Raw genomic sequence first — 12,937 nt, 5'->3', positions numbered from 1 at the left:
TATGTTTCCACTCTTCCTAATGCGATTACTTAAAATAATCCGGGTATAGGGTTTCCGCTACAGATTGAAGCCCTTCAATGATTCTAGGGCCTGCACGTTCCGTTAAATCCGATTGCAACGCATAAACTTGATTTTCCTTAACCGCTGTAACACCCTGCCATGTTTCACGTTCTTTTACTTTGTCCACTGCATTTTCTACATAGCTTGCGTACGTAAGTAAAATTACATCCGGGTTTTTCTCAATAACTTCCTCTTCACTAACTTGTGGCCATCCCTCTTGATCCGCCATAGTATTTTCCCCACCTGCTAAGGTTACTAATTCATTTAGGAACGTACCACTACCTGCCGTAAATAATTCTTCACCAATTTCAATCCAAACCGTTTTACGTTCCTCCTCAGGAATTTCGCTTACGGTTTTTTCAATTTCTGCTTGTTGCTCCTTCATGCTTGCGACAATTTCCTCGGCCTTTCCTTCTGTACCTGTTGCTTTTCCGGCTAACAAAATATCTTCATATGTTTGGTCTATTGTAGATGCTCCAAGTACTACTACAGTAAGTCCTTGATCTCTCAATTGGTCTACTACTTCTCCATTCAATACATCAGCAATTACTAAATCTGGCTCTAACGAAACAATTTTTTCTATATTTAGTTCAAATGCTCCTACCTTCTCAATTTCTAAAACTTCTTCAGGATAGTTATCATTTTCCGTTACACCTACAACCTTATCTCCTAAACCAAGTGCAAAAACAATTTCAGTTCCACTTGGAATCACACTAACAATACGTTCTGGCGCATTCTCTATTACGACTTCCTCACCTGAATCATCGGTAATGGTAACTGGAAATGCTGCCGATTCTGCTTCTTGCTTATCCTCCGTCTTCGTTTCTTCCTTTTTCGGCTCCTCATCTGAACTACATGCGATTAACCCAAAACTCAATAAAAGAACCATTGCTGCTACTAAAAATACTTTTAATTGCTTCATCCTTTTCTCCTCCTAGATTCATAATGTAAAAAGCCTTGATTTCCTCCAAAGGGAAACCAAGGCTTACTCACAAATGTATATAAAAATGCATCGCGAAGCCTTTCCTTTTAACCCGAAGGAAATCAGCTAAGAGTCATTAGGCAGGTCTCCTGGCTTATGGGTCATCACTTCCTACATCTTCCCATCATCATCATGACAGTGATCTATCGTAGGTTGCTCTCCAATTACAGTGGCGGGACCGCGCCGGTTTTTCACCGGACTTCCCTTTTAAGTAGACATGTTAAGTCTACACCTAATTCCTATTCATTATTAAATTTTTTAAATCTATGTAAATCATATATGGTATTTTTTAACTGGTCAATGATTTTTTACGAAACAATTTGTTCATGCTCTCTTACAACTCTCTTAATCCCGTATACAGCTAATAGTCCAAAAGCAAAGATTATCGTTTCTGCGACAAACACATTTGAAATGACACCAATCTGATATAAAGCTGGTGCAACATTGAAAACGGCATGCGCTAATACTGCATAGCCTATGTATATCATTTCTCTTTTTCTCACACCTAGCAATACTACTAAAGATAGAAACAATTGCATTCCTAATGCTGCAATGCGTTCTAACCCAGATAAAATATAATAATAGGCTGGTGTATCTACAAATTGATTCCGGAGTGCTTCAATTTGTTCTGTTGTCATTTGACCACTTAAAGAAGTTGTTAATTCCCCATTATTGATTAGCCCAATCATTAAAAAGCCTGTAATAGAACCTAACAGACCGATTGTAAACACTTCTACTCCCCCATGACCTAACCCATAAGATAAACCGTCTCCTACAGAGTGATTCTTTTTCAAAAAGAATGTAAAGCCGACAAAACGCCCAATTTCTTCAAACAAGGCAGCAGCTAAAATTCCATATAAGCAATAGAAAAAGGGGTTGTCCGAAAAAACGAGCTGAGAAGGATTATTCGGGTCTAGCATAAAAGAATGAAGCAATCTCTCTAAAATATTTACAAAAAGTAAAAAGATTAAGATACCAATCCCTAGGGAGCGCCAAGATAACTTATTTTTTCTCTTGAAGTAGATAATTAATACGATTGGCAATAGAAACGATACGAGAAATTGAAACGTTAACGCATAGGTAATCGATGAACTAACCAAAATTTCGCCTCCCATTCAAATACTATTTCTATTAACAATATGATTCTTCATAGAAAAATAGAATGGTTTTTTAGCGCAAGAAAAACACTGCCCGCTAAGTGGACAGTGCCCATTAAAAAGCTATTGTGATATGTTTATTTTTTGTTATTTAGTTCATGTACTACTTTTTTCCCATTAACGATAGCTTCAGCAACAGAAAGGGTTAATCTAAGTGCTTCTCTCATGATTATCACTCCCCTGCATGAGATAGATAAATCAGATGGATATGCAGAACCCCTCATTTACTATATAGTATGTTAACGGCGAAAAAACGTCACTAATTATTAGAATAGTATGAAAACGAGTCCTCGTATGTCATTCTTACAAATTCATACTCGCTCCCATTTGTTTTTTGCATAAACGTCTTCACTTGTTTAAAGCCCGCTTTTTCGTATACTTTGATGGCTCTTTTGTTAAAGGCTGCCACAGACAATGCAAAAGCATCTTGATGAAATTGGCTTTTCGCATATTGTAACCCAGCTTGTAGAAATTGCTTTCCAAATCCATTTCCTGTTCGCTCTGGTTTCAAACCTAACCCAATTTCCACATATGGATCATTCCGCTCAAATGTGTAAAAGCCAATAAGCTCTCCTTGATCGTATACAGAGTAGTAGACATCCTTTCGAGCCTTAGGATTTAACAATAGCTCCAAATCCTCTTCATCACTCTTGGCGTTATAAAAGGAATAGGGTTCTTCATACTCCCACTCAGCTATTCTTTCCGCATCTTTTTGGCCCATTGGTAGAAATTCTAGTGCCATTTATATTACCCCTTTGCATATTAGTTAAAGTAAGGATAACATGAACTAAAGCGGTATATGGATTTTATTTGAAAAGAAACGAAAAGAATCAAACAACAAACTTTTGAGGCTTTACATAGTAAGAGGTGAAGTTTGGCGAGCATGCTTGTGTAAGCATTGTTACTTTCGGAAGGCAGACTTTTGGTAGTGATATTAGAATATATGCCTGAATACTCAAGAATATGTATTTATTATGGAAGGAGATTATATATGCTTGCAACGATTTTAGAAGAAGGTAATGGGTACAAAGCAACTTTCGAACGCCATTGGAATTTCTCTGTAGAGGAAGTTTGGTCTTGGTTGACGGAAAACGATAAATTAAAACAATGGTTTTCAGAGCTTGACATTGAGGATTTACGTGAAGATGGGTTGATAAAGTTCGATATGGGAGATGGGACATTTGAAGAAATGACCATTGTTGAACTAAAGCCGAATTCCGTATTTGAATTTACGTGGGGCGATGATGTTGTACGTTTTGAATTAGAGTCTACAACAGACGGATGTAAACTTTTAATTATTGAAAAACTAGCACAAATCACACCACACACTCCGAAAGACCTAGCTGGTTGGCATGTGTGTCTTGATTTAGTTCATGAACTATTGGCAGGGAAAGAACTTCCATTTCGAAAAGAAAAATGGGAAACGTGGTATGAAAAGTATACGAATGTAACTCATCACTACGTAAAGAAGGAACCTGAATAACTCAAGTTCCTTCTTTTTTTGGTGGGCAAAGGATTCGATGCCTTGTAAAACTTTTACCACAATTTATCTAACTTTTTTCGTTTTAAAGGACTGTATCGTAGTATAATCTATTATATCTACTAACAGGAGGAACAACATAAGTATGAAGAACGTATTATTTGGACTAATTTTCATTGTAGTATTTTTCGTAACCGCTTGTAGCAATGATGAAATACAAGGTGAAAAAGACAACAATAAAAATTCTAGTGAAAGCGAAACAAAAATAGGAGTTGATAAAGATCACCCTATTGAAGTAACATTCGGGGAAAGCTTTATTGTAAATGAAGAGGAAAGTAAGTTCGTTGATCGTGCATTAGGGAAAGCCGAAGTAACGTTTCGAAATTATGTTCTAGAAAAGGATTACTATACCATGGAACCTGAGGGTGATGATGGAAGTAGTCGTTCATTGGAAGAATTAAACGCAGCGACTTCTAACGGTTTAAGACAGGAGCTAAATAACAGTTTGGATTTTGTTCATTTTGACATATCTCTGAATAATTTAAGCGATATCTCCCTCGAGTCAAGTTTCCTAAGTCACCATAATTTTGAGTTTTATAATGCAGCCGGAAAAGCTATTGAAGCGAGTGTTTTATCTGATTCAGAATTTAAAGCTTCCGAGCTTAGAGCAGGCGGCAGCAACTCAGGGCATATTATCTTTGAAATACCAGAAGGGGAAATACCTTCTGAGATAATTTTTACAGCTGATTTTCCAATTAATGATGTTTACTATGGAATACCAATAAATTAGATTACAAAAGGGAACATGGCCGTAGTCCAGTTCCCTTTTGTAGTTTATTTTCATTTAATTTCTCGGTGGCTTTTCAGACAAATCTATATCCTCATTTTGATTTTGAAAATATTCTAGGTTGAATTCATTTTTAAACAAAATAACGGGACGATCCACATAATCTTTCACAACCATGCTCGTACTCGTACGCATTGCTTTTTCAGGGATTTCCCCTTTGGTCACCCATCGAGCAACTTGATAGCTCAGACGATCCATTACAAGTTCAACGCCATATTCTGCTTGCATGCGATATATAAATACTTCAAACTGCAGCTGACCTACAGCTCCTAAGATCGTCTCTTCAAAGTGCGGTGTACGATAAACTTGAATAGCTCCCTCTTGCGCAAGCTGCTGAATTCCTTTGATATATTGCTTATGCTTCATTGCATTTTTCGGACGAACTTTTGCAAAATGCTCTGGGGCAAACTGTGGTAGATCACCAAAGCTAAAAATATCCTTATTTCCACAAACCGTATCTCCAATTTGATACACGCCTGGATCATATAGACCTACAATGTCTCCAGCATACGCCTCTTCAACTGCCTCACGACTATCTGCGAAGAACTGCTGTGGCTGGGCTAGCTTCATTTGTTTTCCAGTACGATCTAGATAGGTTGTCATTCCTTTTTCATACTTACCCGAACAAATTCGAAGGAAGGCAATACGATCGCGGTGAGATGGGTCCATGTTGGCTTGAATTTTAAATACAAATCCTGAGAATTCTTTATCTGTAGGATCGATTGTACCTGCAGTAGATTCCCTACTGGAAGGTGACGGTGCCATTTCAAGAAAGTGCTCAAGAAATGTTGGTACACCGAAGCTTGAAATGGCACTACCGAAAAATACAGGGGTTTGATTACCATTTGTAACAGACTCCATATCAAACTCGTTTCCTGCTTCATCTAGTAACATTAAGTCTTCTATCAGCTGATCAATCGTTGCTTGATCAGCTGTTTGCTCTAATTGCTTTTGCAAATCATCGTAATCTTCAACTTGTTGGGTACCAACATTTTCTCCATCTGCATAGTACTCAATTTTCTTTGTGAAACGATCATACACACCTTTAAAAGTTGGGCCCATTCCAATCGGATAGTTAACCGGAGTAGACTCAATTCCTAATACCTCTTCAATCTCTTCAAACAACTCCAAAGGCTCTTTTCCAAAACGGTCCATTTTATTAATGAATGTGAAAATTGGAATACCGCGGTCACGACAAACCTTGAAAAGTTTTTTTGTCTGTGCCTCGACCCCTTTTGCAACATCAAGTATCATGACAACACTATCGACGGCCATTAACGTACGGTACGTATCTTCACTGAAATCCTCGTGCCCTGGTGTGTCTAAAATGTTGATTTTATAGCCTTCATATTCAAATTGCATTACACTCGATGTAACGGAAATTCCTCTTTGCTTTTCAAGCTCCATCCAGTCTGAGGTTGCAAATTTAGCGGACTTTTTTGCTTTAACAGAACCAGCTGAACGAATTGCTCCACCAAGAAGCAACATTTTTTCCGTCAAAGTCGTTTTACCAGCATCTGGGTGGGAAATAATCGCAAATGTTTTTCTTCTATTTACTTCTTTTGTATATTCTGACATAAAACGTTCCCTTTCTCTTTGTGGATTGATCTATATATTTCTCTATTGGGAATTGGTGTTTTACATTGGACTAATTCCTCGCTTTATATTCATAAATTATTTTTACCTAAAATATGATACCACACTGATATGCAATTTAGGGAATGTTTCCAAATCCTATTCTTTAGTATGGTACAATTTCTATAACAATACGAATGAAGATAAGAGGTACAGACATGAATTTCCTATTAGTTATTATCACGCTTCTTGTGGTGGAGACGATTCTACAACTATTTGTATTAAAAAAAGGAATAACCGTAAAGCAGAGCTTGATTACGATTGGGATCATTGCAGTTGTGGTTCTTTTAGGCATGTTACTATTTGAAAAAGGAATATAACTAATGATGAGGTGATGGATGTGAAAAAGTTAAAATTAGGTACGAGCAACTTAATGGTTTCGAACATTGCTTTAGGTTGTATGGGATTAGGAAAACTTTCGGTTAGTGAGGCAGAAAAGGTAATACATAACGCTTTAGAGCTCGGAGTAGATTTCTATGATCATGCGGATATTTACCAAGATGGTAAATCCGAAGAGGTTTTTGCGAATGCAATTCAGATGAATTCTTCTATTCGTGAAAGCATTGTGATACAAACAAAAACAGGAATCCGTAAAGGTTACTTTGACTTTTCCAAACAGCATATCTTAAATTCCGTAGATAACAGCCTTAAAAGATTAAAAACGGACTACATTGATGTATTACTGTTACATCGTCCGGACGCATTAGTAGAGCCAGAAGAAGTCGCAGAAGCTTTCGACATTCTATCCGAAAGTGGGAAGGTTCGCCACTTTGGAGTGAGTAACCATAACCAAATGCAAATTGAACTATTAAAGAAAAATGTAAAACAGGATTTAATCGTTAACCAGATGCAGCTAAGTGTGATGCATACAGGGATGATTGATGTTGGATTAAATGTAAATAATCGGAATAACAATGCTGTTGATATGGATGGCAGTATTTTAGATTACACTCGACTAAACGACATAACGATACAAGCATGGTCTCCTTTCCGCTACGGATATTTTGAAGGTTTTTTTATTGACAATGAGGAATTCCCAGAGCTAAATACAACCCTACAAAAAATAGGAGACAAATATGGTATTAACAAATCAGCTGTCGCAGTCGCCTGGATATTGCGCCATCCAGCAAATATGCAAACAATTGTTGGTACGATGACTCCAGCACGATTAACAGCTATTGCGAAAGCATCTGATGTAACGCTAACTAGGGAAGAGTGGTATGAGATCTATCGTGCTGCAGGGAATGAGCTGCCTTGATATGTGCTTCCTGTTGGGGGGTATAGAAACAGAGTGATTTTATTAAATAATAAATCTACATCTTAAGTAACAGTAAGAATATCATAGGAAATAAGGCAAGTTTGGAAATAGAAAAACAAGAAAAGTTAAACGATTAAACAACAGTAGCTTCGTCAGGATATTTGACGGAGCTTTTTTATAAAATACAAAGAGAAGTATTCTGAATCCGCTTAATTTTTTGTTAATATATAATTAGATTGTGCGTTTTACGGTTAATTAAAGATGAAGGAAGTGATTTTTTGTCAAGTCATTCTGTACTTCCAAAGCTTTATTTACTAAATGTTTCAAAAGACGAAAATGGTGCTTTTGCTAAAGTAAACACGACATTTACAAATGAAGAGATAATCATTCGCTGGGAGCTAGATCATTTTACTTACAATTTTTTAAAAAGAGCCGTAACAACGCGGTATTTCGATAAAATGCCCGGGTTAGATTATGAGTATAAATTGCTCTTTCAATACGGTTGTAATCCCATAACGAAGGAATATACAGGGTATTTTGAATGTATTTTAGGTAGGCAACATAAAACTTTGGAATTCCCTTGTTCAAGGTCATTCATTGAAAGTATCGAGTGGATGAGGAAGATTAGAGGCATTGCACAGTTACATCATCTAAAATGGAAAGACTAGTACAAAGATAGTTTATAGAGATAGCATTTTTCGCCTAATCATGAGTATTTGTTTGGAGTCACATGTTTTTCAATCCACCAAAAAATCCCTCGCTAGAAACGAGAGATTTTTTATATTAAGCTAAACAAGACAAATGATTCTGACTTGCGAGCCTCTGTATTTGTGGCATTTTGGTAATATCCATATTTCCGCCACTTACAATAATTCCACAATGGTCTGATTTTAATTTATGGCCATGAGCTAGAAGTGCTGCAAAGGCGGCTGCTCCAGCTCCTTCTATTAATGTTTTGTTTCTCTCCAGCATATAAACCATTGCTGATGCAATATCTACATCAGAAACTGTGACAACATCATCCACATATTTTTGAATGAGTGGGAAGGTTTGGATGCCTGGTTTTTTCACGGCAATGCCGTCCGCAATGGTTGTGACTTTTTGAAGCGAGGTTGGGCCACAATTGTAAAAACCATTAAAGGTTGCACATGCATTTTCTGCCTGCACACCAATAATTTTAATAGTAGGCTTAATGGATTTTGCGGCAACTGCAATTCCACTGATCAATCCACCTCCACCAATCGGAACAAGTATCGTATCCAAAAAGGATTCTTGTTGAAGCATCTCAATCGCAATAGTACCTTGACCTGCCATCACATCTGGGTCATCAAATGGATGTACAAATGTACTATTCGATTTTTTTTGTTCCAGTAAAGCTGCTTCATAGGCTTCTTGAAAGGAATCTCCTGTTAGCACAATTCTCGCACCATAACTTTTCGTTGCACGAACCTTTGCTTCTGGTGTTTTTTCTGGCATAAAAATTTTTGCCTGTATGCCATGTTTTGTTGCGGCATACGCTACACCTTGAGCATGATTACCTGCGGAGGCAGCAATAACTCCCTTACTTGCCTCGTCACCTGTTAACCGAGAAATTTTATAGCTTGCACCTCTAATTTTAAAGGCCCCGGTTTTTTGTTGGTTTTCCATCTTGAAATAAACTTTTTTTCCGGTCATCTGGTTAATAGATGTTGACTGGGCTAAAGGGGTGCGATGGACGACGTTTATTAATTTCTCCATCGCATCCGTGATTTTGTGTTCGGTTAAGCAATTCCCAATGTCTTCACACTCCTTAATTTTTCAGTTCAAATTGTTCAATTTTTGATTCTAGATTTAATGTAACTGCTATTTCATCCCAACCATTTAATAGCATTTCCTTTTGGTAGGAAGATATTTCAAAGTTTGCAACAAAGTTTTTAGAATCCGTTACTACTTGGTCTTCTAAGTTCACCGCAATCGTATACTTATCTTCCTCTGCTTTCGTTATTAATTGATTTACTTCTTCTTCCTTTAACACAACAGGAAGAATACCATTTTTAAAACAGTTATTATAAAAAATATCCGCAAAGCTTGGTGCAATAATGACCTTGAAACCAAAGTCCTGCAGAGCCCAAGGTGCATGTTCCCGCGAGGATCCACATCCAAAGTTTTCTCCGGCTACTAAAATAGAAGCTTCCTTATATTTTGGTTGATTTAAGGTAAAGTCCTCTTTTATATTGCCGTTTTCATCAAAGCGCCAATTAAAAAATAAAAATTCACCAAACCCTTGCCGTTCAATCCGCTTTAAAAACTGCTTTGGGATAATTTGATCTGTGTCTACATTGACCCGGTTTAATGGATAAACGAATCCCTCATGAACTCTTATCGGTTCCATATCTTGCCCCCCTTAGTTCATCACTGGTTCTGCATATTTTCGTACATCGACAAAACGACCTTCTAAAGCAGCAGCTGCAGCCATTTCCGGACTAACTAAATGTGTACGTGCGCCCGTACCTTGACGACCTTCAAAATTCCGATTCGATGTAGAGGCACATCGTTCACCCGGCGGAATTATATCATCGTTCATTCCAAGGCACGCGCTGCAGCCAGAATTACGCCACTCAAATCCAGCCTCTTTAAATACCGTATCCAGTCCTTCAGCCTCTGCCTGTGCTTTTACACTAAAGGAGCCTGGAACCACAATAGCCTTTACACCTACTCTTACCTTTTTACCTCGGATAATGTCGGCTGCTTTTCGCAAATCACTTAATCTTGAATTGGTACAGGAACCAATGAAAACGTGCTCTATCGTTACATCTGTAATCGACTGATTGGCTTCAAGTCCCATATAATCTAAAGCTCGCTCCATTTCTTCTTTGGCATGTGCCGTTTTCGCGTCCTTTGGATTTGGAATGACACCATTAATCGGGATCACCATACTCGGATTTGTCCCCCATGATACTTGTGGTTCTATTTCATCTGCATTGATTTCAACGGTTGCGTCATAGACTGCACCTTCATCCGTCGCAAGAGCCTTCCACTCTTCAACAACTTGCTCATAGGCTTCTCCCTCTGGAACAAATCGTCTACCCTTTAAATACGCAAAGGTTGTTTCATCTGGGCTAATTAATCCTGCACGTGCTCCCGCTTCAATCGACATGTTACAAACGGTCATTCGTCCCTCCATAGATAAATCCCGTATCGCTTGCCCTGTATACTCAATGACATATCCTGTACCGAAACGAACACCAAACTTTGCAATAATTGCTAAAATAAGATCCTTTGCTGTAACACCTAAACCTAGCGCGCCATTTACTTTTACGTTTAACGTTTTTGGTTTGGATTGCCAGAGGGTTTGGGTTGCAAGTACGTGCTCCACCTCACTCGTTCCAATACCAAACGCTAATGCACCAAAAGCACCGTGTGTTGACGTATGACTATCCCCACATACAATGGTTTTTCCTGGTTGAGTTAATCCTAAGTCCGGCCCAATTACGTGTACAATCCCTTGATCCGGATGATGAATGTCCGCAAGAGGTATACCGAATTCCTCGCAGTTTTTCTGTAACGTATCCATCTGGGTTTTGGATATGAAATCATTAATAATATGGGTATCCTTAGTCGGTACGTTATGGTCCATCGTTGCAAAGGTTCGGTCTGGCCTCCTCACCTTACGTCCATGCATCCTCAAGCCCTCAAAGGCCTGAGGAGATGTTACTTCATGGACTAGATGAAGGTCTATATACAATAAATCTGGCTTGCCTTCTTCTTGATGAACGACATGTTTTTCCCAAATTTTCTCGATAATTGTTTTTGGCCTCGTCATCTATATCAACTCCTTTTTAGAAAAGCTCACCTTTAACGGTGGCACTCGCTTTTCTTATATTTTGAAAGGTACAAATTTAGATAGCTAGCTTGTTGCCAAGTCCTAATAATAGATTTTAATAGATTCAGGACTACCATTTGTTAGAAAGCAAGGCTTTTGGTTCGCCCCTATTCCTTTATTTATTTAGAATTTGCTTTTTATATGGTGTTTTTTATGAATTTTTCTCCTTCTTCTCAAATCCTCGCTTATCTGCAAGCTTTATTCGCCAAAGTATAGAATTTACTATTCTGTTTTGAACTTTTATTCGTCTGAATTCCATATACGCGTCTAACCGCACGTTTTATTCTTCGAAGTGGATAAAATACTCGTCAATTTTATTAAAATACTCGTTAGCTGCATTCTTACTCGTGAAAAGACATCAATTACTCGTCATTCCTAAGAAAATACTCGTCACTTATCAACACTTACTCTTCTAAAAATTCTCCAAATAAAATTACGCGTCTTCATTACCAAAATACTCGTCATCTGAAATAAAATACTCGTCTATTAAACCTCAATTCTCGCCAACTTAATCCTTCAGCAAACTAAAGTAACGAATCCCTTTATGCATAGCAACTCATAATACTATTTGTTGCACTTTGCGGTGACAAGCAATCCATTACATGATGTGTGATCTCTTTAGTACGAACCTGCTTACCATTTTCCACGTGTAAGTCAGCAGTATGGTAACCATCTTTTAATACCTCTTGGACAGCTTTCTCAATTGCATATGCTTCTTCTTCAAGCCCGAAAGAGTGACGTAGCATTAATGCAGCTGATAGTATCGTAGCGATTGGGTTTGCAATGCCTTTTCCGGCTATATCTGGCGCCGAGCCATGAACTGGTTCATACAGGCCGACTCCGTCACTGCGAAGACTTGCTGATGGAAGCATACCTAAAGAGCCTGTTAATACAGAAGCCTCATCACTTAAAATGTCACCAAACATATTTTCTGTGACAATTACATCGAAATGGCTTGGATTGGTAATCAATTTCATTGCAGCTGCATCTACAAGCATATGCTCAAGTACGACATCCGGATAATCCACCTTCTTCTCTTCTACCACTTCTCGCCAAAGCTTACTAGACTCTAGTACATTTGCTTTATCCACAGAGGTTAAGTGCTTTCTCCGTAATCTTGCACTTTGAAAAGCTTTTTCTACAATTCTTTCAATTTCTGATCTAGAATATTGAAGGGTATCTACTACTGTTTGACCGTTATCCCTTCTTTCACTTGGTTGCCCAAAATACAGTCCACCAGTTAGCTCCCGAACTATTAATAAATCACTACCAGCCACAACATGATCTTTTAATGGAGAAGCTGACATAACGTTGGGGTATCCTTTTACTGGCCGAAGATTTGCAAATAAGCCAAGTTTTTTTCGAATACCTAACAAGCCTTTTTCCGGTCTAAGCTGAGAAGGAAGCTGATCCCATTTTGGACCACCTACAGCCCCAAGCAGAATCGCATCTGCTTTTTCACAAGCCTTCACCGTTTCATCCGGTAATGGTGAACCATGACGATCAATTGCAACTCCACCAATATCGTGAGAGCTAAAGCAAAATTGGTGTTCATATTGTTCCGCAATCACTTCTAATACTTTTTTAGCTGAGTGAATCACTTCTGGACCAATTCCGTCACCAGGCAGCAAAACGATATGCTTTTTCATTGAAAAT

The 12,937-nt window shown here is 38.1% G+C and carries 13 protein-coding genes and 1 riboswitch; of the genes, 5 read left to right on the top strand and 8 right to left on the bottom strand.

What is annotated here, in order from left to right; translation table 11 throughout:
• Positions 1 to 25 precede the first annotated feature (25 nt).
• From C1A05_RS16350 to C1A05_RS16340, 3 genes are all read right to left on the bottom strand, one after another.
• Positions 26 to 982: an ABC transporter substrate-binding protein gene (locus C1A05_RS16350; protein ID WP_102029315.1), complete on the bottom strand. Its 957-nt coding sequence runs from the start codon at positions 980 to 982 to the stop codon at positions 26 to 28.
• 122 nt (positions 983 to 1,104) lie between these two features.
• Positions 1,105 to 1,293: riboswitch (cobalamin riboswitch) on the bottom strand.
• Between the two features lie 57 nt (positions 1,294 to 1,350).
• Positions 1,351 to 2,142, bottom strand: a complete 792-nt coding sequence (locus tag C1A05_RS16345) for a YhfC family intramembrane metalloprotease (RefSeq protein ID WP_159462104.1) — start codon at positions 2,140 to 2,142, stop codon at positions 1,351 to 1,353.
• 316 nt (positions 2,143 to 2,458) lie between these two features.
• The gene (locus tag C1A05_RS16340; RefSeq protein WP_102029313.1) at positions 2,459 to 2,941 is read right to left on the bottom strand and encodes a GNAT family N-acetyltransferase; all 483 of its coding nucleotides are present in this window, start codon (positions 2,939 to 2,941) and stop codon (positions 2,459 to 2,461) included.
• Positions 2,942 to 3,190: 249 nt separating this feature from the next.
• Between C1A05_RS16340 and C1A05_RS16335 the strand changes: the two genes are divergently transcribed.
• Entirely contained in the window at positions 3,191 to 3,682 is a 492-nt protein-coding gene (locus tag C1A05_RS16335; RefSeq protein WP_102029312.1) for an SRPBCC family protein, read from the top strand.
• 142 nt (positions 3,683 to 3,824) lie between these two features.
• Positions 3,825 to 4,469, top strand: a complete 645-nt coding sequence (locus C1A05_RS16330; RefSeq protein ID WP_102029311.1) for a DUF4352 domain-containing protein — start codon at positions 3,825 to 3,827, stop codon at positions 4,467 to 4,469.
• A 54-nt stretch (positions 4,470 to 4,523) separates the two neighbouring features.
• Here C1A05_RS16330 and C1A05_RS16325 read toward each other — a convergent pair whose 3' ends face one another.
• The gene (locus tag C1A05_RS16325) at positions 4,524 to 6,104 is read right to left on the bottom strand and encodes a peptide chain release factor 3 (RefSeq protein ID WP_102029310.1); all 1,581 of its coding nucleotides are present in this window, start codon (positions 6,102 to 6,104) and stop codon (positions 4,524 to 4,526) included.
• Between the two features lie 215 nt (positions 6,105 to 6,319).
• Here C1A05_RS16325 and C1A05_RS18120 point away from each other — a divergent pair, with 215 nt between their 5' ends.
• The 3 genes from C1A05_RS18120 to C1A05_RS16315 all read left to right on the top strand — a co-directional run bounded on the left by C1A05_RS18120 (position 6,320) and on the right by C1A05_RS16315 (position 8,087).
• Complete coding sequence (locus C1A05_RS18120; RefSeq protein ID WP_159462103.1) at positions 6,320 to 6,481, top strand: hypothetical protein; 162 nt, start codon at positions 6,320 to 6,322, stop codon at positions 6,479 to 6,481.
• Between the two features lie 20 nt (positions 6,482 to 6,501).
• Positions 6,502 to 7,419 carry an aldo/keto reductase gene (locus tag C1A05_RS16320; protein ID WP_102029309.1) on the top strand — a complete coding sequence of 306 codons (918 nt, stop codon included), beginning with the start codon at positions 6,502 to 6,504 and terminating at the stop codon, positions 7,417 to 7,419.
• 278 nt (positions 7,420 to 7,697) lie between these two features.
• Complete coding sequence (locus C1A05_RS16315; RefSeq protein WP_102029308.1) at positions 7,698 to 8,087, top strand: hypothetical protein; 390 nt, start codon at positions 7,698 to 7,700, stop codon at positions 8,085 to 8,087.
• A gap of 115 nt (positions 8,088 to 8,202) precedes the next feature.
• Here C1A05_RS16315 and ilvA read toward each other — a convergent pair whose 3' ends face one another.
• The 4 genes from ilvA to leuB form a co-directional block, all read right to left on the bottom strand.
• A complete protein-coding gene (gene ilvA, locus C1A05_RS16310; RefSeq protein WP_102029307.1) occupies positions 8,203 to 9,156 on the bottom strand; it encodes a threonine ammonia-lyase in 954 nt (317 codons plus the stop codon).
• 52 nt (positions 9,157 to 9,208) lie between these two features.
• On the bottom strand, positions 9,209 to 9,790 hold the full coding sequence (leuD, locus tag C1A05_RS16305; protein ID WP_102029306.1) for a 3-isopropylmalate dehydratase small subunit: 582 nt from the start codon (positions 9,788 to 9,790) through the stop codon (positions 9,209 to 9,211).
• A gap of 12 nt (positions 9,791 to 9,802) precedes the next feature.
• Positions 9,803 to 11,221 carry a 3-isopropylmalate dehydratase large subunit gene (gene leuC, locus C1A05_RS16300; protein WP_102029305.1) on the bottom strand — a complete coding sequence of 473 codons (1,419 nt, stop codon included), beginning with the start codon at positions 11,219 to 11,221 and terminating at the stop codon, positions 9,803 to 9,805.
• Positions 11,222 to 11,823: 602 nt separating this feature from the next.
• Complete coding sequence (leuB, locus tag C1A05_RS16295; protein WP_102029304.1) at positions 11,824 to 12,930, bottom strand: 3-isopropylmalate dehydrogenase; 1,107 nt, start codon at positions 12,928 to 12,930, stop codon at positions 11,824 to 11,826.
• Between the last annotated feature and the right edge of the window lie 7 nt (positions 12,931 to 12,937).

Origin of the sequence: Salirhabdus sp. Marseille-P4669, from assembly GCF_900240405.1 — a bacterium.
Taxonomy (GTDB): domain Bacteria; phylum Bacillota; class Bacilli; order Bacillales; family Alkalibacillaceae; genus OEQK01.
This window is presented reverse-complemented; position numbering and strand designations above follow the sequence as displayed.